Origin of the sequence: Phyllobacterium sp. YR620 (assembly GCF_900104165.1) — a bacterium.
Classification (GTDB): Bacteria; Pseudomonadota; Alphaproteobacteria; order Rhizobiales; family Rhizobiaceae; genus Phyllobacterium; species Phyllobacterium pellucidum.
On record NZ_FNJP01000008.1, the window covers coordinates 39,777 to 57,875 of the forward strand.

At 59.0% G+C, this 18,099-nt stretch carries 19 protein-coding genes; 9 read left to right on the forward strand and 10 right to left on the reverse strand.

What is annotated here, in order from left to right; all coding sequences use genetic code 11:
* Window positions 1-69: 69 nt before the first annotated feature.
* Entirely contained in the window at window positions 70-846 is a 777-nt protein-coding gene (tam, locus tag BLR72_RS21040) for a trans-aconitate 2-methyltransferase (RefSeq protein WP_091951742.1), read from the reverse strand.
* Between the two features lie 156 nt (window positions 847-1,002).
* Here tam and BLR72_RS21045 point away from each other — a divergent pair, with 156 nt between their 5' ends.
* From BLR72_RS21045 to BLR72_RS21060, 4 genes are all read left to right on the forward strand, one after another.
* Entirely contained in the window at window positions 1,003-1,416 is a 414-nt protein-coding gene (locus BLR72_RS21045) for an SH3 domain-containing protein (RefSeq protein WP_091951970.1), read from the forward strand.
* A 129-nt stretch (window positions 1,417-1,545) separates the two neighbouring features.
* Window positions 1,546-1,920: a YciI family protein gene (locus BLR72_RS21050; protein ID WP_091951744.1), complete on the forward strand. Its 375-nt coding sequence runs from the start codon at window positions 1,546-1,548 to the stop codon at window positions 1,918-1,920.
* Window positions 1,917-3,158, forward strand: coding sequence for an RNA polymerase sigma factor (locus BLR72_RS21055; RefSeq protein ID WP_091951746.1), 1,242 nt, complete (start codon window positions 1,917-1,919; stop codon window positions 3,156-3,158). Before BLR72_RS21050 ends, BLR72_RS21055 begins: the two co-directional genes overlap by 4 nt.
* Before the next feature lie 80 nt (window positions 3,159-3,238).
* Window positions 3,239-3,661, forward strand: a complete 423-nt coding sequence (locus BLR72_RS21060; protein WP_091951748.1) for a YybH family protein — start codon at window positions 3,239-3,241, stop codon at window positions 3,659-3,661.
* A 6-nt stretch (window positions 3,662-3,667) separates the two neighbouring features.
* Here BLR72_RS21060 and BLR72_RS21065 read toward each other — a convergent pair whose 3' ends face one another.
* The 3 genes from BLR72_RS21065 to BLR72_RS21075 form a co-directional block, all read right to left on the reverse strand.
* On the reverse strand, window positions 3,668-5,296 hold the full coding sequence (locus tag BLR72_RS21065; RefSeq protein WP_027232861.1) for an MFS transporter: 1,629 nt from the start codon (window positions 5,294-5,296) through the stop codon (window positions 3,668-3,670).
* A 424-nt stretch (window positions 5,297-5,720) separates the two neighbouring features.
* A complete protein-coding gene (locus BLR72_RS21070) occupies window positions 5,721-6,473 on the reverse strand; it encodes a helix-turn-helix transcriptional regulator (RefSeq protein ID WP_051615243.1) in 753 nt (250 codons plus the stop codon).
* 274 nt (window positions 6,474-6,747) lie between these two features.
* On the reverse strand, window positions 6,748-7,848 hold the full coding sequence (locus tag BLR72_RS21075) for a helix-turn-helix transcriptional regulator (protein WP_091951750.1): 1,101 nt from the start codon (window positions 7,846-7,848) through the stop codon (window positions 6,748-6,750).
* A gap of 445 nt (window positions 7,849-8,293) precedes the next feature.
* Here BLR72_RS21075 and BLR72_RS21080 point away from each other — a divergent pair, with 445 nt between their 5' ends.
* Genes BLR72_RS21080 through BLR72_RS21090 form a run of 3 tightly spaced genes read left to right on the forward strand, consistent with a single transcriptional unit; the run spans window position 8,294 to window position 10,758 of the window.
* Window positions 8,294-9,112 carry a hypothetical protein gene (locus BLR72_RS21080; protein WP_091951752.1) on the forward strand — a complete coding sequence of 273 codons (819 nt, stop codon included), beginning with the start codon at window positions 8,294-8,296 and terminating at the stop codon, window positions 9,110-9,112.
* Between the two features lies 1 nt (window position 9,113).
* Window positions 9,114-10,052, forward strand: coding sequence for a hypothetical protein (locus tag BLR72_RS21085; protein WP_091951754.1), 939 nt, complete (start codon window positions 9,114-9,116; stop codon window positions 10,050-10,052).
* 4 nt (window positions 10,053-10,056) lie between these two features.
* Window positions 10,057-10,758, forward strand: coding sequence for a hypothetical protein (locus BLR72_RS21090; RefSeq protein ID WP_091951756.1), 702 nt, complete (start codon window positions 10,057-10,059; stop codon window positions 10,756-10,758).
* A gap of 13 nt (window positions 10,759-10,771) precedes the next feature.
* Here the strand turns inward: BLR72_RS21090 and BLR72_RS21095 are convergent, their stop codons facing one another.
* The 5 genes from BLR72_RS21095 to BLR72_RS21115 form a co-directional block, all read right to left on the reverse strand.
* A complete protein-coding gene (locus tag BLR72_RS21095) occupies window positions 10,772-11,587 on the reverse strand; it encodes a formylmethanofuran dehydrogenase subunit C (RefSeq protein ID WP_091951758.1) in 816 nt (271 codons plus the stop codon).
* Window positions 11,584-12,492, reverse strand: a complete 909-nt coding sequence (gene fhcD / locus BLR72_RS21100; protein ID WP_091951760.1) for a formylmethanofuran--tetrahydromethanopterin N-formyltransferase — start codon at window positions 12,490-12,492, stop codon at window positions 11,584-11,586. Before fhcD ends, BLR72_RS21095 begins: the two co-directional genes overlap by 4 nt.
* A complete protein-coding gene (locus tag BLR72_RS21105; protein WP_091951762.1) occupies window positions 12,480-14,114 on the reverse strand; it encodes a formylmethanofuran dehydrogenase subunit A in 1,635 nt (544 codons plus the stop codon). The genes fhcD and BLR72_RS21105 overlap by 13 nt, the downstream gene beginning before the upstream one ends.
* Window positions 14,108-15,199: a molybdopterin-binding domain-containing protein gene (locus tag BLR72_RS21110; RefSeq protein WP_139202563.1), complete on the reverse strand. Its 1,092-nt coding sequence runs from the start codon at window positions 15,197-15,199 to the stop codon at window positions 14,108-14,110. The genes BLR72_RS21105 and BLR72_RS21110 overlap by 7 nt, the downstream gene beginning before the upstream one ends.
* Before the next feature lie 84 nt (window positions 15,200-15,283).
* The gene (locus tag BLR72_RS21115; protein WP_091951766.1) at window positions 15,284-15,673 is read right to left on the reverse strand and encodes a 4a-hydroxytetrahydrobiopterin dehydratase; all 390 of its coding nucleotides are present in this window, start codon (window positions 15,671-15,673) and stop codon (window positions 15,284-15,286) included.
* 103 nt (window positions 15,674-15,776) lie between these two features.
* Between BLR72_RS21115 and BLR72_RS21120 the strand changes: the two genes are divergently transcribed.
* Both BLR72_RS21120 and BLR72_RS21125 read left to right on the forward strand, forming a co-directional pair.
* Complete coding sequence (locus BLR72_RS21120; protein ID WP_091951767.1) at window positions 15,777-16,742, forward strand: beta-ribofuranosylaminobenzene 5'-phosphate synthase family protein; 966 nt, start codon at window positions 15,777-15,779, stop codon at window positions 16,740-16,742.
* A 36-nt stretch (window positions 16,743-16,778) separates the two neighbouring features.
* Window positions 16,779-17,675, forward strand: coding sequence for an NAD(P)-dependent methylenetetrahydromethanopterin dehydrogenase (locus BLR72_RS21125; protein ID WP_091951769.1), 897 nt, complete (start codon window positions 16,779-16,781; stop codon window positions 17,673-17,675).
* Here the strand turns inward: BLR72_RS21125 and BLR72_RS22770 are convergent.
* The gene (locus BLR72_RS22770; protein ID WP_244506787.1) at window positions 17,647-18,030 is read right to left on the reverse strand and encodes a hypothetical protein; all 384 of its coding nucleotides are present in this window, start codon (window positions 18,028-18,030) and stop codon (window positions 17,647-17,649) included. The genes BLR72_RS21125 and BLR72_RS22770 overlap by 29 nt on opposite strands.
* Window positions 18,031-18,099: the final 69 nt, after the last annotated feature.

An 18,099-nucleotide genomic window follows, 5' to 3' on the forward strand; every position in this document is an offset into this window, starting at 1 on the left:
CACCTTCAATAAATTCTTGATTTCGAAAGCCAAAGAAAATGCCGTCAGCCCTGGAGATTTGAAGCTCGTTCAGCGCGTTGCCACGATGAACAGGCGCGGGAAAGGCAATAAGACCGTGCCATCGCGCATCAGGGGATAATGTGAGGCGATGCGCTCCCTGTACTTCTCAAGAAAACGCAAACGCTCGTCTTCGTCAAGCGCTGCAAGATAAGGACGCAGGCCCGAACCCTTGAACCATTCGATAATCCCATCAAGACCTTGCAAGGGATGATGGTAGGTCGTGCGCCAGACATCGACGCGTTGCGCCAATGGCCGCAACAACTGGTAGTAGAATGAGGCGTCGCCAACCTTGGTGCGCGAAAGATCGGCCTGCGCCATCTTCTTGGCCCAGGCGCCCTCTCTCGCCACCTCGCGCATCGCCACGTGAGTGGGTTGCTCGAGGTTGTCGGGCATCTGCAAGGCGACCGAGCCCCCCTCATTGAGGAAGCCGAGCAGCCGCGGAAAGAGCTGGTCGTGATCTGGCAGCCATTGCATGACGGCATTGCCATAGAGCAGGTCCACCTTCTCCTGCGGTTGCCAGGCGTCGATATCGGCCACGGCGAATGACAGGTCCGGAAGGCGACGTTTTGCCTGATCGATCATTTCCGCAGACGCGTCGATGCCGGCAATGACAGCACCCGGATATCGCTTGACGAGGAGCTCGGTTGAATTGCCCGGACCGCAGCCAAGATCCACTGCCCGCTTTACGTTCTGATCGGGAATAGCGTTCAGCAGGTCATTGGCCGGGCGCGTGCGCTCGTCTTCGAATTTCAGATACTGGTCTGGCGACCATACAGCCTTTGCCACTTTTGGCGCCTCCGTTTCAAAGATTCGACTGCAGGATATCCGAAGGGTCCCGGGATTACAGCCATTATCGATCACAGGCCGGAACCGGCTGGACAAGCTCCGCAAAACAGGATCTCATTGCAAACAGAAGTTGTAGAAACCGGGATGGAAGCGGCGATGACGCATAAACGGATTCTGTCGATTATTTTCATTTGCTTCGGCGTTCTCGCCGGGCCCGCTTATGCTACTGCCTATACCGCCTATACAACGGGCAACGTGAACATTCGAACGGGTCCGGGCACCGGCTACGCAAAAGTCGCGACTCTCGCGCCAGGGTTGCGGGTCGATGTTCTCGCTTGCGAAGGCAGCTGGTGCCGCGTCGGCTATCAGGGGCTGCGCGGCTGGCTGTCGGCCAACTACGTCGATCGCGCCGTTTCGACGCGTCCGCCGGCGGTCGTCATTCAGCCGACGATCGTCGTCAGGCCGCCGTACCGGCCTCCATATTATCGCCCGCCCGCATACCGTCCGCCGCCACCCTATTATCGGCCTCGGCCGAACTGCCGTATCGCGCCGGGCTACCCCTGTCCGTAATGCAAGCGACCGGCTGATCGCACGGGCGGCCCATCAGGGTTTATTCGGCTGAAATCGCATAAAAATTCTCGACCCGCTGTCGGGATTGGCGTTACCTGTTCGTCATCACTCAGAGAGGAACGAACGCGAATGCTCTACGCCATTTTTTGCTACAATCCCGAGGATGTCGTCGGCGCCTGGACGAAGGAAGAGGACGACGCCGTCATGGAGCGGCTTGGCAAAGTCCAGGACAAGCTCAGGGAGCAGGGACGGCTCGGGCCCGTCGCGCGTCTCTTACCGACGACTGCGGCAACGACGCTGCGCAAGGGCCGTGACGAGCCGATTATCATTGATGGCCCATTTGCCGAGACCAAGGAGCAATTGCTCGGTTTCTACATCATTGAGTGCGCATCGCTCGAAGAGGCCATCGACACGGCAAAGGATCTTGCCGTTGCCAATCCGGGCACGGGTTCCTACGAAATACGCCCTGTCTCCATCTTCCGGCCTGGAGTCGATCTGACATGAGCGAAGCATGCTGGATCGACGCAGCATTGACGGCCGCACGCCCCCAGGCGGTGGGTGCGCTGCTGCGTTATTTCCGCAATCTCGATATCGCCGAAGAAGCCTTTCAGGAGGCATGCCTGCGTGCCTTGAAAAACTGGCAGACGAACGGGCCGCCTCGCGATCCCACAGCCTGGCTGATCTTCGTTGGGCGTAATAGCGCCATTGATGGCGTCAGGCGTCAGGCGAAGCAACAGCCGCTGCCGCCCGAGGAATTGCTGTCAGACCTTGGCGACCGCGAGACCGCGATTGCCGAGAAGATCGACAATTCCGACTACCGCGACGATATATTGCGACTTCTTTTCATCTGCTGCCATCCCGATCTTCCGGCAACCCAGCAGATCCCGCTTGCCCTGCGCATTGTTTCCGGGCTGTCCGTCCGGCAAATTGCGCGCGCATTTCTGGTTAGCGAGAGCGCCATGGAACAGCGCATCACCCGGGCGAAATCTCGTATCGGCAGCGGCGATGTTCCGTTCGAAACGCCAGGGCCCGTCGAGCGTTCCGAACGGCTCGCGGTCGTTGCCGCGATGGTCTACCTTATCTTCAACGAAGGCTATTCGGCTGGCGGCCATGAGCAGCAGGCGCGTTTCCCGCTCTGCGATGAGGCCATAAGGCTGGCGCGGCTGCTACTTCGCCTCTTCCCGGCCGAACCTGAAATCATGGGGCTCACCGCCCTCCTCCTTCTGCAAAGTGCGCGTAGTGCCGCCCGCTTCGACGCCGACGGCGCGGTCATCCTTCTCGAAGATCAGGACAGGAGCCTGTGGAACAGCAAGATGATCGCCGAGGGCCTCGCATTGATTGACAAGGCGATGCGCCATCGCCGCCCCGGTCCCTATCAGATCCAAGCGGCCATTGCCGCGCTGCATGCGAGGGCCGCGCGGGCCGAGGACACTGACTGGACGGAAATTGATCTCCTTTACGCCGCGCTCGAACGGCTGACCCCTTCGCCAGTTGTTACTCTCAACCGGGCCGTTGCTGTCGCGAAGGTAAAGGGTCCGGAAGCCGCCCTTGCCTTGATAGAGCCGCTGGAGGAAAGACTTTCAGGCTACTTCCACTTCTTCGGCGTCAAGGGCGGCCTGTTGATGAAGGTCGGACGTACCAAGGAAGCACGCGAAGCTTTCAATCATGCAATATCGCTGGCGAATACGGCGGCCGAAGCGGCCCATATCAGGATGCATCTCGACAGGCTCGCCGAAGGCTAGACAATCTGTTTCAGTTGCTGTCGGTTTGGCGGCTTTTCGTTCGTCCTTGAGATGAGGTTCATCAATCAAGGAGAAGTCCCATGGACGAGAGACATGCAGTCGAGGCGACCATCAAGGCCTGGTCCAGCGCCATAACCGCCAAGGATGCCGCAAACGTCGTTTCGAACCTGACCGACGACGTCGTACAATTCACCCTCGCACCGCCGCTCCAGCACAAAGGCAAGGACGCGGAAGATCTTGCAGGCTGGTTCGCCACCTGGGAAGGACCGATTGGCGGCGAAGCGCGCGATACGCGCATCGAAGTCGGCGGCGACGTAGCCTTCGCAACGAGCCTCGTGCGCATGACCGGCACGAAGACTGACGGCCAGAATGTCGATCTCTGGTTCCGCCAGACCCTTGGCCTCGTCAAGCAGGAGGGTACCTGGCGGATAACCCATATCCACAGCTCAGTACCGTTCTACATGGACGGCAGCATGAAGGGCGCTTTCGACCTTAAGCCGTAAATGCCATCAAGCCATGTCTATCGGGGTCTTATGCGCCTCGATATCATGCGGGACGATGGTTTGGCGCTCGACCATGCGATGCACGCGCGGATTGTCTTCGCCGCGATGAAGCTTACGAATACGATCCCAGATCTCGGCATCGGCGTGCGTCCGGCGCTGGTTATGGCGGACATATTCGACCCAGGTTGGGGTGTGGTAGCTCTCGGTCCACACTTCTGGATTTTCGAGATCGCGCATCAGCGCCCAATGGCCCGCGCCATCGCGAATGCGCACGCGCCGCCGCTCGGCCATGACGCTGAGAAACTCCGGAACGTCTTCCTCGGCAATGATGTAGTCGATCATGATGACGATAGGGCCGCTCCGTGGTTTCAGATCGAGCGCCAGCAGCGGCTCGCTGAAGCGGTTGAGCGGATCGAGATTGAGCGTCTTGAATTCCGGCAAGGCATAGCGGAGGCCGATAGCGGCGCCCGCAAGCATGATGACGCTCGATGCGAGCAGCGCCTTGTCGGCCCCATATTCACCGGCCATAACACCCCAGAGCCAGCTGCCGGCAGCGATTCCGCCGAAGGTGGTGGTCTGGTAAAGCGACAGGGCGCGTCCTACCACCCAGCGCGGCGTCGAAAGCTGGACGGTGACATTGAACAATGAGAGCGCGAGTACCCAGCAGGCGCCCGCAGCAAGAAGGGCTGCATTGGTCGGCCAGGCGCTCGGGCTTACGGCTGCAATGGCTGAACTCACGGCAAATCCGGCGAAAGCGATGCGGACGATTGCTTCGCTCGACAGGAATTCGCGCAGCCGCGCGCTGAGGAGCGCCCCGCCGATGGCGCCGATCCCGAACGATCCCAACATGACGCCATAAACGAGCGGACCGCCGCCCACCAGATCACGCGCGACCAGCGGCAGCAGCGCCAGCACGGCGCTCGCCGAAAAACCGAAGATGAAGCCACGGAAGATTACCTTGCCGATATTCGGCGACATGGCAACGTAGCGCAGGCCGGCAGAAATCGCCCGCCCCATCGTCTCGCGCGGCAAGGTATTGGGCGGGTATTTCGGCTGCCAGCGCATCAAGGCGAATATGATCGGAAAGTAGCTGACCGCGTTGACGGCAAAGGCCGCCGCCGCGCCCGCTGCGGCGACGATAACGCCGCCGACCGCCGGGCCGACGCTGCGCGTAATGTTGAAACCCATGCTGTTGAGCGCGACGGCGCCCGGAAGATCGTCGCGGGGCACCATATCGCCGACGGAAGCCTGCCACGACGGATTGTTGAGCGCGGTTCCGCAACCGAGCAGGAAAGTAAATGCGAGGAGGAGCCAGGGCGTGATCAGTCCGAGATAGGCGAAGACAGTCAGGAGCACGGAAATGACGACCATGAAGGTCTGCGCCACGATCATGACAGCACGGCGATTGAAATTATCCGCGAGCGCACCGGAAATGAGCGAAAACAGCATGATCGGCAGGGCGGTCGATGCCTGCACGAGTGCGACCATATCGACCGAACTCGAGATCGTGGTCATCATCCATGCGGCGCCGACCGCCTGAATGAGTGATCCGAAGTTCGAGGAGAGATTGGCGATCCAGATCGTGCGGAACGTTTCGTGTCTGAACGGCGCGAGTGGCGATATTCGGTCTGGCACCTCGAATGCTTCCTATTTGCGGTGATGGCTCGTAGTGCCCTTATAGGCGAGCCTGCCGCGAATTCCAGTTCTCGTGAACGACCGGTCCGTTCAACTTACGTTTTCGGTCTTAAGGAAGTGTGGGTGAGGCTCGCCCTTCCTCTCCCTTGTCGAGGGGACGGCGCCCAATAAAAAAGGGACGCCGCATCATTGCGAACGTCCCTTGAATTCGATTGAGCACTGCACTCATCATCTACGGTGCAATTGCTGCTTTGCGCGCCCCTTGTTCAATTGGTTTCCCCATGGCGAGCCTCGTCCCCGTCGGATCGGTACCACCTGGCCACCCGGCTCTCCGCCAGGTCCCCACTGGTTTGGCGCAGTACCTGATCCAACAGGCTCACCATGAGGAAAGTCGTCAATGCGAAGAAAATGCCGAGGCTAAACATCACGCCACCTCATCATACATCGCGTTGATCTTGTAGATTGCTTCCGAACGGTTCGTGACGCGCAGCTTCTTGAGAATATTGCGGACATGAACTTTGACGGTGTTCGGTGCAAGGTTCAGCGTATACGCAATTGACTTGTTCGCCTTACCGAGCCGCAGCACCTGAATGACGTCCTCCTCGCGCGGTGTAAACATCGCCCCCCGCTTGGATTGGTAGCGCCTCGTCCCCAGGATGCGCTGGATATCAGTCAGATTTTCGGCCGCAACAAACACACCCCCGGCCAACGCCATCGAAATTGCTTCCATGCAGACCGATATGCCGGCATTGCCTGGAAGATAGCCCCGTGCCCCATGCTCGAGAACGGTCAGTATTTGCTGGAAGCCGCAAATATCGGCCTGGACGATGACCGGTGCGTTCGGGAATCTCAGCACCAGTTCCTCGATTTCGAGCACAATCGAGTTGTCCATAAATCTTGAATCGTCGACACACACGAGAATGGCTGAAAACTCCGAGGCATCGAAGTCTTCGATATCATTCACCGAGCCGAAATTGACGATATGCAGGCCGAGCCCATTCGCAAGGAGACCCCAGGAGAGGTGCTCGCGAGAGAGCACGCGCCCGTCGATGATGGCAAGCGACTTTTGCGGCCGTGGATTTTCCGAAGCGATATGCAGCGTGGCACGACGGGCAGCTGTACGTCGGTCGGCAATTGGCCTGCCATCCGGTATTCGCTCATACGTGATTCCTGACATGATACTCACCCCTAAAACTTACTCACTGATTTTCCATCAGTTGTTTGTAACTCTAAGTTGTACGACATGATTTACTGCGATGGCCGGTAGACCTCTTGAGCACTTTTCAGCCGGCCACGGCTTACTCCACTTTGGTGTCCGTTCCTTCACTTGCCTGAATATTTCAGGGAGCGAATTGTCTAACGGAAGCTCATAGTTGTCGATTTTCCGGCAAAGCGCTTCACCCTGCGGGGTGAAACAAAAAAAACTGCAAATTTTTTGTTTGAAAGGAAGTTTAAAGGCCTTCCAGGCCTGCAACCATCCGGATCAATTCGACCTGGTTGGCGGCATTGGTCTTTGCATATAAGCTCTTGATCTGCGATCTGATCGTCTCTCGGGAGAGCCCCGCCTCGGCGGCGATTTCATCGGCCGTGCGGCCGCCGATCAAGCCGTTCAAGGCCCTGACTTCGGCACCGGTAAGCGCATACATTTCGCGGAACTCCGCAAGGTCGAATACGCGCGGCGTCGTTCGTTGCGGCTCGAGAATCACGACGACAGTCGGCCCCTCGAAGAAGAACGAGAACCTGTCCTTCTGGACATGGATCAACGTCACCTTGACGTCATCGACCTGAAAACTCGCATATTTCGGCTCATGCGACGTGCGGTCGAGCATCTTCTGCAACATGGCTTCAGCGTCGTGGGAAGCGATGTGCAGTTTCCCCAGCGCGGAGGTGCGCACACAATTTCCCTGCTCCATTATCTTCTGCGCGGTCTCCGAGGCGGACTTTATCCGGGAGCTGTCGCCGACAATAATCAGCCCGACATCGATGGCGTCGAAGGCAAGACCCCGAGCCTCCTTGCTGAACCGGTTGAATGAACGGTTCTGATAATATTTGAAGACCCTGTTGAGATGCGGCGCCAGTCGGGTCAGCAGCTCGGCTGCGTCGGCAGTGCGCTCAGTTTCTCGCTCGCTGGTTAGGATGCTTAAGAGAAAAGACCGCCCCTCGGTGCGAACGATCGTTACACCTACTGCAGATTCGGCGCCAGCCGGCACAAGAAAGTCGCTATAGAACTCGGTCTTCACCAGCCGGTCATAGGGCAGCATCTGTTCCGCCGTTACACCGATACCGATCTTGCGGTTCGCGGCCCTCGGCATCCACGGATTGATACGGCAGAAATAAGTGTCGTACTGGTTGACCTGCTTGGAGGTCATCCCGGAGGTCAATGACAAGGCGCCAGTTGCCTTGTACTGATCGTGATAAAAGAGGGTTGATTTGCCGTCCGGAAGGGTCGCCGCAAGCCGATCGAGAAAATGCTGCCAGCTGGTTTCACCCAGGAGGGAAGCATATACGAGGTCAATGAACTCGTCGTCGATAAGCTTCAAATCGTGCTTCATCCCACTTTGCCGCTGAACTGTCTTATCTTGCGCGAGTATAGCGCTGCGAGAGAATTTTTCCACAGCAACCCTAGATAATCGGAGCAATGGCTCCGATGCGCCAACTTGCTCCAAGACCGCGGGAACTCCGTACGGACAAAGCCGATTAGCTAAATATATAGCCCCAACTGATTACCGATTAGCCCATTATTTGGTTCGACTGTCAGTATATTTTCTCATAACATTGATAGATCAAACGCACTACGATGTATTATTTGAGACAAACGAGCGTACATCCCATATTCAACCTGTAGCTGTAAATATTCCACAGATTATTTCACAGCGCAAGGCGGTCCCGTCCCGCCAACGACTTCTAGCAGCATCGCAAGGTAATCTTCATTCATCTCGCGGAGAGCGATTCGGCCGCCTGTGCTTTGCTGCGACTGCCATTCGAGGGGGAACCAACATGGCATTTACGGATAATTGCGACATCTTCGCCTCGTTTCATGAAGATGCGTTCAATGCAGTGATAGGACACGTGCGCCGGCAGCGGCCGTCATTGTTCAATTATGCTTCGCTTGGCGTCATCGCCAATCCTGGGCTGCTGTGCCGGCAAATCGATGCGCACCCTGTCGTTGCCCAACGCAACAATCCGCTGATGACGCGCATCGACCCGCTACAGATACCGGGCACCAACTTCGCCATGGAACTCGCCGTTCAGGTCACCGAGGCCAAGATCGACTTTCACCCAGGCAAAGGGATTGCCTTACCCCCGGAACTCGGAAAGCTCGCGCCGCAACGCTTCGCAATGGCGCTCGGGGTATGCCTTGGTCTTGGCTGCCCGCGTGATTTCCCCGTCGACAGGCTTATTGATCCTCCCAGGGACAAACCCGACCGTGACGACAAGGACCGGGATCCGGTACCGCCGCGACCGCTGCCTGTGCGCAGCCTGATGTGCTTCTGTCTTGAAGTCTTCGCCGTGGGCGGAGTGCGGATCCGCTTCTACAACGGCAAGCCCTACCTGGAGCCGTTTCTCGACCGGATCGAGATTGTCGATATACGCCCCGACGAACTCGAGGCGATACTGGAATGCTATTTGGAGATGATGCTGAAGCTCGGCCTCATTCCAAAACTTCGCATCCTGCTTGAACGGGCGCCGCTGGAAATCATCAAGAACGTCGTGAGCGTCGTCGTCAAGCCAACGCCGATCTCGGCGGCGGTTCCGAACAATCCGGCAATCGAGGACGACCAGCTGAAGGCATTCATCAACCTGGAGGTGATCTGAAATGGCCAACCTCACCATTGCCGCTTCCGAAGCGAGTTTCGTTCGCCTCTTCAATGCCATCCGCGACAACTTCACCTTCGCGGACGCTGACAGCGCCGACTTTGGACCTTTCACAGCAAGTTACGACGTCGCCTTCCACCTTGAGAACGGCAATGTCGATCTTCGCGGCGACAATACGGTCAAGATCGACGAACTCGACATCAAATGGGACAAGCTCGACCTGTCGCTCGGCATCGATATACCGAGCATCTGCATTGGCGGCTGGTGCATCATCCCGACGCCATTCGGCTGTGCCCTTCGCCTGCCGAAAATCTGCATCTTCGACGACGATCCCGATATCGCGATCACGCTGCCGCTCGGCGGGCTCGTTTCGGAAGTGTCGCTGACCGGGCGCCTTGTCATGCGCCATTTTGACAACCCGGCGCGTCCACCCGGGATGAATGCCTGGGATGCCCAGGACGCTGTGCCTTCCCTGGCGAGCGAATGGCGCCTGTTCTTCGATGATCCGATTGTCGATATCGACCCGATCGATGTCGGCGATACCGTTGGCGACTTGCTGGAGGCAGCGGTCAACGCAGCGGTCGACAACCTTCTCTTTTTCCTTCCCGGCTGGGCGAGGGATATCGTGAAGGGGATACTCGGGCCGGTCATCGATCTCATTCGGGCGATCCTCGACATTCCTGACGATATTCAGGAATGGATCTCGGACCTTCTGAATGTCAGCTTTGGCCTGCTCGACATCATCGCCCAGTTCATCATCGATTATTTCGGCGACAAGACTCCGCTGACGGCGATCGAAGATCCCTACCCGTTGCTGCCGGGAACCACCAACCCGAACAATTTCGGTCCTTCCATGCTCATACCCGTCAAGATCCCGATCCGGAAACTCAACGTCTTCAACAACGATGTCGAGATGATTCTGGAAGCAGATATAGGATGAAACGATGTTAGCGAACCTCAACCGGCAATTGTTCGAGGCCACCGTTTTTGACAGCGGGGCGCTTGGGCTCACCACCAGCATTGTCCATCAGTTTACGGTCGCCGGGGTCTACTCGGCAACCGTGCGCAAAGACGGAAAGCACATGGGAAATGTCAGTTTCGAGGTTCGCGACGATGCGACCTCGATGCAACTCGACATTGATCTCGCCAAGACCCAGCAAGGCTCGAAAGATGGCTGTTGCTGCGGCACGGAAGCCGGCCAGCCTGTGTCGTCAAAGGGCTATGTCGTCTTTCACACGACTGCCGGTACGGGATGGTCGGTCCATGTTGGCGAAGGCAAGCAGGCGAGCTTTGACAGCACACGCCTGACGAAAGGCGACATTTTTGCCCTGACGCTGCTCGAGCCAACCAGGTACGGCATCGAGAACAAACTCGGCAGTGCCAAGGGTTCCGTCACGGTGGAGTTCACCAAGGGAGATGCGAAGCGCTTGAGCGATCTTAAGCCTATCATGGTGACGGCCGGAAAAAAGTTTGACCCCGAGAACTTCAAGCTGATCGCCACGCAGGGGCTCGTATTCCGCATCGAAACCGACGCCCGCATCGTCATCAGCCGCAAGGAACCGCGTAAGGCTGAACCTGACAAGGGGCACATCCGCTTTCAACGGCCGCGTATCGTCGAAACCCGGCCGGCGCGGAAGGCTTCATAGTATCGTCCGGAGGCTAACGCGCGCTGCGATAGAGGATCTCGCCCTTTCCCGACACGGAATTGTCGCCCGCATATTTCCCCGGCCTGTTGCCAAGCAGGGGGCGGTCGAGGATGCCTTCCGCGATGAGGTAGCGGTCGAAAAGGCCGGAAAAAGCGATATCCGACCGCCCGCAAGGGACGAAGGTCGGCGACAGTGCCTCGGGGTGGCGGTCGAAGAGCAACGAGCCGCGCTTCATAAGGTAGCCCGGCATCGCCCCGACCTTGCCCGTAACCACGATGGTCCCTGCGATCATGCGATAGCCCGGATGATTGCCGCAGCCCTTGCCGATTGCGACCGTGCCACGACGCAAACGGTCGCCGGCGTAATTGCCGGCCCTGCCCCGAACAATGAGGACACCGCCTTCCATGCCTGCAAGCTCGCCGGCAAGCGGTGCGGCAACGTGATTGCCTGCGTTGCCCGTAAGTTCGATACGTCCGCCAGCCATGCCAGATCCCAGATGATCGGCAGCGTTCCCTTCGATCAGCAGCGATCCCCCGGACATCTTGCGGCCCGCCTGGCTCCCGACATTTCCAACAACGCGCAGACTGCCAGCACCCATACCGGCCCCGACACGGTCGTACCGGGCGCTTCCGCCCTCGACGATGAGGTTTTCAGCGTCTTTTCCGGCCAATTTGAAAAGGTCGCCGACAACGGCTGGTTTGCGGCTTGTACCGACGCGCAACCTTTCAATCTGTGCGAGCGAGAGCCCTGATATGCCTGTCGGCGTAAGGACGGAGAGATCGAGGCGCTCCTCGGGCTCGAAGAGCAGGGTGAAGGTCATGGCTTTCATGGCAACAAGTCCTTCAGATGATAGTGAAACTTGCCAAGCTTGCCGCCATAATTGCCAGCGCTGATCCGCAGCGCACCGCGCTTCGGGCCAAGATCGATCGCCGCCTTCAGTCCGGCGCGCATCGCCGCGGCAACCGCATCGCTGGTTTCGCCGTCAATGACGATCTCCAAGACCGCGTTAATGTCCGCCGTGAGTGAGGAATTCACCACGCCACGCAGTGTCGGCGCAAAAGCATCGTTGGTCGAAGCCATCATGCCCTTGTATTTCCCGCCGACCTTCGAGCCGGACCGAACGATACCACCTGGGAACGGCATAATTGCACCCGGCACTTTTTCGATGGCGGCGACCGCTCGCTCGGCGGCGTGCAGCGCCTTGGCATTATCCGCCGCAAGGAAAAGCAGGTTACCGCCGCCAACTGCATTCTTGGTAAGACCCGTCGTCGCTTCGCAAAGAAATTCGCCATCCATGACCGGCACGCGCCAGTAATGGCGGTCGCCGAACTTCTTCGAGATTTGCCAGCCGTCGCCGAAATAGCGCAGCGAATTGCCAAGGTCGAGCCGCGCTGATCCGTCGAGCGCGGCGAAACACGCGCTTCCCGGCGAGGTCAGCACGCATTGGCCTAATCGGGTCTTGAGCTGTTTCTGCAGATCGTCAGTGCTCATGGCGAAGATCATGACGCGGCAGCCCGGCCGGCCATCCGGTGTTTGGGTCTCCGGCACGTCCATATCGATGGCGGCCTCACATCCGCAGCCGATCACGGACGTCGCAAAGCCGGTCATGGTGATCGCTGCCTGACGAGCCCACTTCAGTGTCGGCGCCGTAATGAGGATTGCGGTGGCCCGCATGCCGAAGGCCTCGGCAAATGTATCGTCGATAACGACCCCATTGCGGCTCAGCTCTTGCATGAGATCTCCGCAAACGGCTCTTCGCGGGCAATCGCGGTATCAGCAAATGTAAACCACTCCAGGGACAGGCCGTAGCGCTCGTCGTGATAGTCCCGCATGCGTTTGACCATGGCCTTGTCCGCCGGCGGATTGAGCCGCAACGCCTTGCCCCAACGGTATTTCGTCACCTTGCCGTTCTTGACGACCAACTCGCCGTTCTTGAAGACGAGCGCGGCTTCGCGGAACATCTTCGCGATGTCCTTGCCGCGCCTGTAAACGGCAATATCGGCGATCGCACCCGCCGCGAGATGGCCCCTATCCTTGAGGCCGAGGACCTTTGCCGGCGCGGCCCGCGTCATGATGGCGATCTCCTCGAATGTGTATTCGCGCCGAACCGAAGCCAGCGTCGTCAGCTCCAATGCCCCGGCATTGAGCTCGGTCGCCTTGGCGTCTCGCGCCTCGGCACTCATCAGCAGTTCAAACAATTCCGGATAGGCGGTAAAGGGCGCACCGTTGGGATGATCGGTCGTAAAGAACACGCGCCATGGATCGGTAATGAGGAGAAAGAGCTCGAGCCCTACCGCCCACTGCAGCGAGCCATAGTAGTCGTGCTTGTAGCGATAGGGGACAATGCCGCCACCGCTATTGCCGTCACCGTCGATAATGACCGATTTCTTCGGATTAGCGTTACCGAGCGCCGAGAACTGGCGCATGATGTCGGACGAAATCGTCACCGTCTGGCCGAACATCACCTGGCCGATATCGATCGTCACGTCGGGATTGCCGTTGACAAGTTCCGCAAGCCGCGCGGCCTCGGACGAGAACTTGCGCTTGCCTTCGGTCCCGTAACCGTAAAACTGCAGGTGCGCCAGATGCAGGGGCGTGCCTTCCGTTGCAGCAATCGTCGCCGCGGCCGTGTCGGCGCTCCCGGCTATGCCGAGATTGTTGCAATGGACATGCAAGGGATGCGGAATGCCGAGCCGCGTGACCGATGCCTGCAGCGCCTTGACGATGCCGCGCGAGGTCAAACCATATTCCGGCACGATGTCGTCGAACGAAAACGATCGCACATTGTCCTTGAACGCAGCGGCCGCGCCGGCATTGATTACCTTGACGCCCAGCGCACGGGAAGAAGCGACGATCCAGGCAACATAATCGTCGAGCATGGCCGTCGATTTTTCATCGCGCAGCAGCGAAAGGGTAAAGTCGTCATTACCGAGAATGGCGAGCGTCGCCTTGTCGATGATGGGTATGTCGGCAAGCTCAAGATGCGTGTGAAGGGCGGTGCTCGAGGCCATGGCCGGCTCCACGACCGTGGTAAAGCCCATCTGCGCGTAGAGGCAACCGGTCTGATAGGTCGACCAGCCCGCATTGGAAAGCGGGGTGTGTGCCGGGCGTGGTTGATGCGCCGCGTGTTGCTCGGGCAGCAGCAGCCGGGCGGTATTCACATTGCCGCCGCCGATATGCGAGTGAATATCGATTGCGCCCGCCATGACGATGCAACCGGATACATCGTGCGTTTCGTCTGCTGCGCCGCCCTCGGGAGCTTCGACGATAACACCGTCCCTGATCCACAGGTCACGGCGGCCACTTGTACCATTGACCGGATCGATCACGTCTCCCCCCGCGAGACGGATCAGCATGGCAGACCCTTTCGCCCGGGAAGAACAAGCGCAAGCTGCTGCAGCACGCTTGCTATGCTCGGCAATTCGGACGGTGCCGAAGCTGTCAGCGAATGGAACGTGCCGATCCTGCTGGAGAAGGCGACCCCATCATGATCAACGCCCGCCCTGCCGACCGATATCGTCACGGCAGCCCCTTCCGTCCGCTTTTCCGTCCGGCCCAAAGAGACCAGCCCGATCCTGCCTTTCGGCGGCATTGTTCCCCGTGAGGACACCCAGACGTGAAGGTCCGCTTCCTTGTCGCGAACCATACGCTGGGTGTCCCATCGCACGGGGTCATAGCTTGGGAGGCTATTGGAAAATCCTGTACGGGGTGGAAAACCGGTCATCCACAGTGATGTGAGCGCGGTACCCCAGGCATCATCGTCCATGGGGAGAAACAGACTGCTGGCGCGACCTTGCTTGTTGAGGTCGGCCACCAGCCCCTGGAGCATGGCAAGGTCCGGCGAATTCATGGTGCCGGAAAAGATGAAGACCGGAAACCGGCTCTTGCCGAGCGCGCTCTTCAGACGATCCACGTTTGCCAGCGAACCAGTCTGATTTCGCCCCAGCAAATCCGCGCGCAGGGCAGCGAGCACGCCCGCAAGCCCGAGGCCCTCCCCGCCGATCGCAACGGATCTGAGCTTGCGATGGAGGCGACCCGCGTCCGAGGTGGGCTCCGATGCGCCCTCGACATGAAACCAGACCCGCTTGTTGCGATCGCCGAGATCAGGATTGGATCCTGCCAGATGGAGCAAGAGTTCATGATGGGCAACGGGAATGTCACCGACGAGAACGATGAGGCTGGAACGGCGCCGCGTCTCACCCGGCGTCGTGATCATGGCGCCTTGATCGGCGAACAGCGCCACTTCCCTTGCCAGCGTGTCGCCATGGATATGATCGAAGGCGCCGCCTACCCTTTCCGCGAGTGCAATCGCACTGCGCGTACCATGCACATCCGCATCTATGGTGAATACTGGACAGCGGCTTGATACCAGAAGCTTTGAAACATTCTGTATCGCATCCATCAAGGATACCGGCTGGCTGCCAATCCATGCAACCGACATATTCCGCATCTTTCTGGTGCCAAGATTAACTTAGCTACTTCTTTTTCGATTGTGAACCCTGACGCCAGGCAAAAAATCACGCGGTCAATCGTCGTATTTTACATAGGCAAAGCGCTGGTCTGTTTGCGGCGTTCCTTCCAGCGATCCCGTCTCCTTGCCGGGTTGCCACTGGACCACACTTTCGATCTTCTTGGCGAGTTCGAAGTCCTTGTCGGTAATGCCTTTGGCCGCGTGATTCTGGAGCAGGACCTCGACCCAGGCATAGGACGCCTTAAGATCCGGATGATGCCATGCGGCCTCCGCGAGATGCCCGATCGTGTTGATGACCATCAATGTCGACTTCCAGCTATGCGTCTTGTATTTGCGGCGAATCCAACCGTTCTCGTAGCGCCAATATGGCAGTTCATTCTTGAGCTTTGCGACGATTTCGCTTTCGGAATAGACGCGTTCCTTGATCTTCGGTTCATCGGTCATTGGCATTCCTCCCTATTTCGTCACGCATCGCGCTTGCGCCGAGTTCGAAAGACGATATCATAGCGGTGGGCCCGATTTTTGAGATTATGTAAAGAATAAGCAAATGTCGGATTCCGTCACTATCAAAGTCCCGGCCCGCCTGCATCTTGGCTTTCTCGACATTCCCCGCTCGCCGGACGATCGCTTCGGCAGCATTGGCCTGCCCGTCGAAGACATTGCGACGACATTGACGATTGCACGTAGCGCCGAGACGCATGTGGCCGGTGACGAACAGGCGCGTATCACCCAGCACCTCGAAACGCTCTGCACACATCTCGGCATCAAGGCGCACCACAGGATCAGCATCCAACATGCGATTCCGCCCCATATCGGTCTTGGCTCCGGTACACAGATTGCCCTCGCCGTTTCAGCCGCATTGCGCACTCTCCACGGACTGCCGCTTGAGCCTGCCCACGACGCCGTGCTCTTGAAGCGCGGATCGCGCTCGGGCATCGGGATTGCGGCGTTCGAGGAAGGCGGCGTCATCATCGACGCGGGGAAAGGCGATACCAACCGGGCACCGACGGTGGTCGCCCGTTTCGCATTTCCCGACGCCTGGCGCATCATTCTCGTCTTCGACAATGCTGCCCATGGCATCCACGGCGAGGCCGAGATCGCTGCTTTCCGCGCGCTTCCTCTGTTTCCTGTCGCGACATCCGCTTCGATCGCACGCACCGTACTCCTCGGGATCATGCCGTCACTGGTCGAGCGCGACCTTGCTGCCTTCGCGCGCGGGATTGCGTCCATCCAGACTGAAATCGGCAGCTATTTCGCGCCGGCCCAAGGGGGCGTTTTCACGAGTCGGAAGGTGGAGGCGACATTGCACCGGCTCGCCGACGCGGGCGCCCTTGGCATCGGGCAAAGTTCCTGGGGTCCGACCGGATTTGCCTTCGCACAGACGCAAGCCGAGGCGGAACGTATCGTCAGCGTCATTGGCGGCCGCGCTCCCGGCACGACGATCCAGATCGTTGCGGGCCGGAACGCGGGCGCGGAGATCACGCACAGCGCCCTCAATCTCGCCAGAGCTTGAAATCATGGGCGCCACAGCCAGAAAGGAGCGGGCACAATGAGCCGCAAGACGATCCTTCACATGTTGACGCCACTCCGGCACATGAGCCCGTTCGATGTGAACATGGCGCTCGATGCCGGTTTCGATGCGGCAATTCCCTATACGGAAGTCGGCCTCGCCGATATCGGCAACCTTGTCCAGGACGCGATTTTTTCCCGCCCGCCAGATGCCGGCGTCGCAACCGGCATCTTCATCGCCGGCAAGGATGCGCCGCTCGCGCTTGACATGCTGGGTGCAGCAAAAAAAGCCATGGTTCCGCCGTTCGAGGTCTCGGTTTTTGCCGATCCGGCAGGATCGTTCACCACTGCCGCTGCCATGGTCGCCAAGGTGGAAAAGGCCCTTATCAAACACCATGATCGCGGCCTTGCCGGAACGGCTGTTGCCGTGTTTGGCGCAACCGGGGTCGTCGGCTATTGCACGGCGGTCATCGCTGCCAGCGAAGGCGCCAACGTTACCATCGTTGGCCATGACGGCATTGATCGCGTGACAGATATCGCAGCTTCGATCAAGGAACGTTTCGGCGTCGTGGTCGAGCCTGCTGACGGCTCGACCGATGCGTACAAAACCGCCATCGTGCGCGCAACAGAAGCGGTGCTCGCCGCCGCCAAGGCCGGCGTGCAGGTCCTGTCAAAGGCGCAGCTCGGATCTGCAGGCGGGCTGCTTGTCGCCGCCGACGTCAACGCGGTACCTCCGGCCGGCATTGAAGGGCTCAAGGTCAATGCCAATGGCGAACCGCTCGATGCGACACAGGCTGTCGGCATTGGTCCACTCTCCATCGGCAACGTCAAATACAAGACGCAGGCTGGTTTGTTCGAACAGATGATCAAGGCCAAGAAGCCGGTCGTCTATGATTTCCGGGACGCTTTCACACTTGCTCGCGAACTTGCCAAATAATGCCGCGATCCTGATCGCCGCGATTTCCGGGCGCTCGCTGGCGGCCGCCGCCCGGCGCGCCGGTCTGCGGCCACTGGTTGCCGATCTTTTCAACGATGCCGATACGCTCAGGCTTGCTGAACGAGCCGTCAAGCTTCACGGTAGCATTGAGGCCGGGATCGATCCGCACGCAATCGTCGAGACCCTTGCCGGACTTGCCGGTGAAGCTCAGCCAGTCGCGCTGGTGTACGGATCGGGGTTCGAGCGCCGACCCGAAATGCTGGAAGCAATCGCCAAGAGGTTTTCGCTTGGCGGCAATGCGGCCGACACCGTCCGGCTGGTGAAAGAACCCGCCAGCCTCGCAAGCCTCTGCCATGAGTTCTCCATCCCACATCCGGAGATCCGCTTCGACAATCCCTTGGAAGCAACGGGCTGGCTGACAAAA

What these genes read in the sequence shown, in the direction of transcription:
- BLR72_RS21045 (WP_091951970.1), top strand. Translation starts at nt 1,003, where the DNA reads ATGACGCATAAACGGATTCTGTCGATTATTTTCATTTGCTTCGGCGTT.
- BLR72_RS21050 (WP_091951744.1), top strand. Translation starts at nt 1,546, where the DNA reads ATGCTCTACGCCATTTTTTGCTACAATCCCGAGGATGTCGTCGGCGCC.
- BLR72_RS21055 (WP_091951746.1), top strand. Translation starts at nt 1,917, where the DNA reads ATGAGCGAAGCATGCTGGATCGACGCAGCATTGACGGCCGCACGCCCC.
- BLR72_RS21060 (WP_091951748.1), top strand. Translation starts at nt 3,239, where the DNA reads ATGGACGAGAGACATGCAGTCGAGGCGACCATCAAGGCCTGGTCCAGC.
- BLR72_RS21070 (WP_051615243.1), bottom strand. Translation starts at nt 6,473, where the DNA reads ATGTCAGGAATCACGTATGAGCGAATACCGGATGGCAGGCCAATTGCC.
- BLR72_RS21075 (WP_091951750.1), bottom strand. Translation starts at nt 7,848, where the DNA reads ATGAAGCACGATTTGAAGCTTATCGACGACGAGTTCATTGACCTCGTA.
- BLR72_RS21080 (WP_091951752.1), top strand. Translation starts at nt 8,294, where the DNA reads ATGGCATTTACGGATAATTGCGACATCTTCGCCTCGTTTCATGAAGAT.
- BLR72_RS21085 (WP_091951754.1), top strand. Translation starts at nt 9,114, where the DNA reads ATGGCCAACCTCACCATTGCCGCTTCCGAAGCGAGTTTCGTTCGCCTC.
- BLR72_RS21090 (WP_091951756.1), top strand. Translation starts at nt 10,057, where the DNA reads ATGTTAGCGAACCTCAACCGGCAATTGTTCGAGGCCACCGTTTTTGAC.
- BLR72_RS21095 (WP_091951758.1), bottom strand. Translation starts at nt 11,587, where the DNA reads ATGAAAGCCATGACCTTCACCCTGCTCTTCGAGCCCGAGGAGCGCCTC.
- fhcD (WP_091951760.1), bottom strand. Translation starts at nt 12,492, where the DNA reads ATGCAAGAGCTGAGCCGCAATGGGGTCGTTATCGACGATACATTTGCC.
- BLR72_RS21105 (WP_091951762.1), bottom strand. Translation starts at nt 14,114, where the DNA reads ATGCTGATCCGTCTCGCGGGGGGAGACGTGATCGATCCGGTCAATGGT.
- BLR72_RS21110 (WP_139202563.1), bottom strand. Translation starts at nt 15,199, where the DNA reads ATGTCGGTTGCATGGATTGGCAGCCAGCCGGTATCCTTGATGGATGCG.
- BLR72_RS21115 (WP_091951766.1), bottom strand. Translation starts at nt 15,673, where the DNA reads ATGACCGATGAACCGAAGATCAAGGAACGCGTCTATTCCGAAAGCGAA.
- BLR72_RS21120 (WP_091951767.1), top strand. Translation starts at nt 15,777, where the DNA reads ATGTCGGATTCCGTCACTATCAAAGTCCCGGCCCGCCTGCATCTTGGC.
- BLR72_RS21125 (WP_091951769.1), top strand. Translation starts at nt 16,779, where the DNA reads ATGAGCCGCAAGACGATCCTTCACATGTTGACGCCACTCCGGCACATG.
- BLR72_RS22770 (WP_244506787.1), bottom strand. Translation starts at nt 18,030, where the DNA reads ATGGCAGAGGCTTGCGAGGCTGGCGGGTTCTTTCACCAGCCGGACGGT.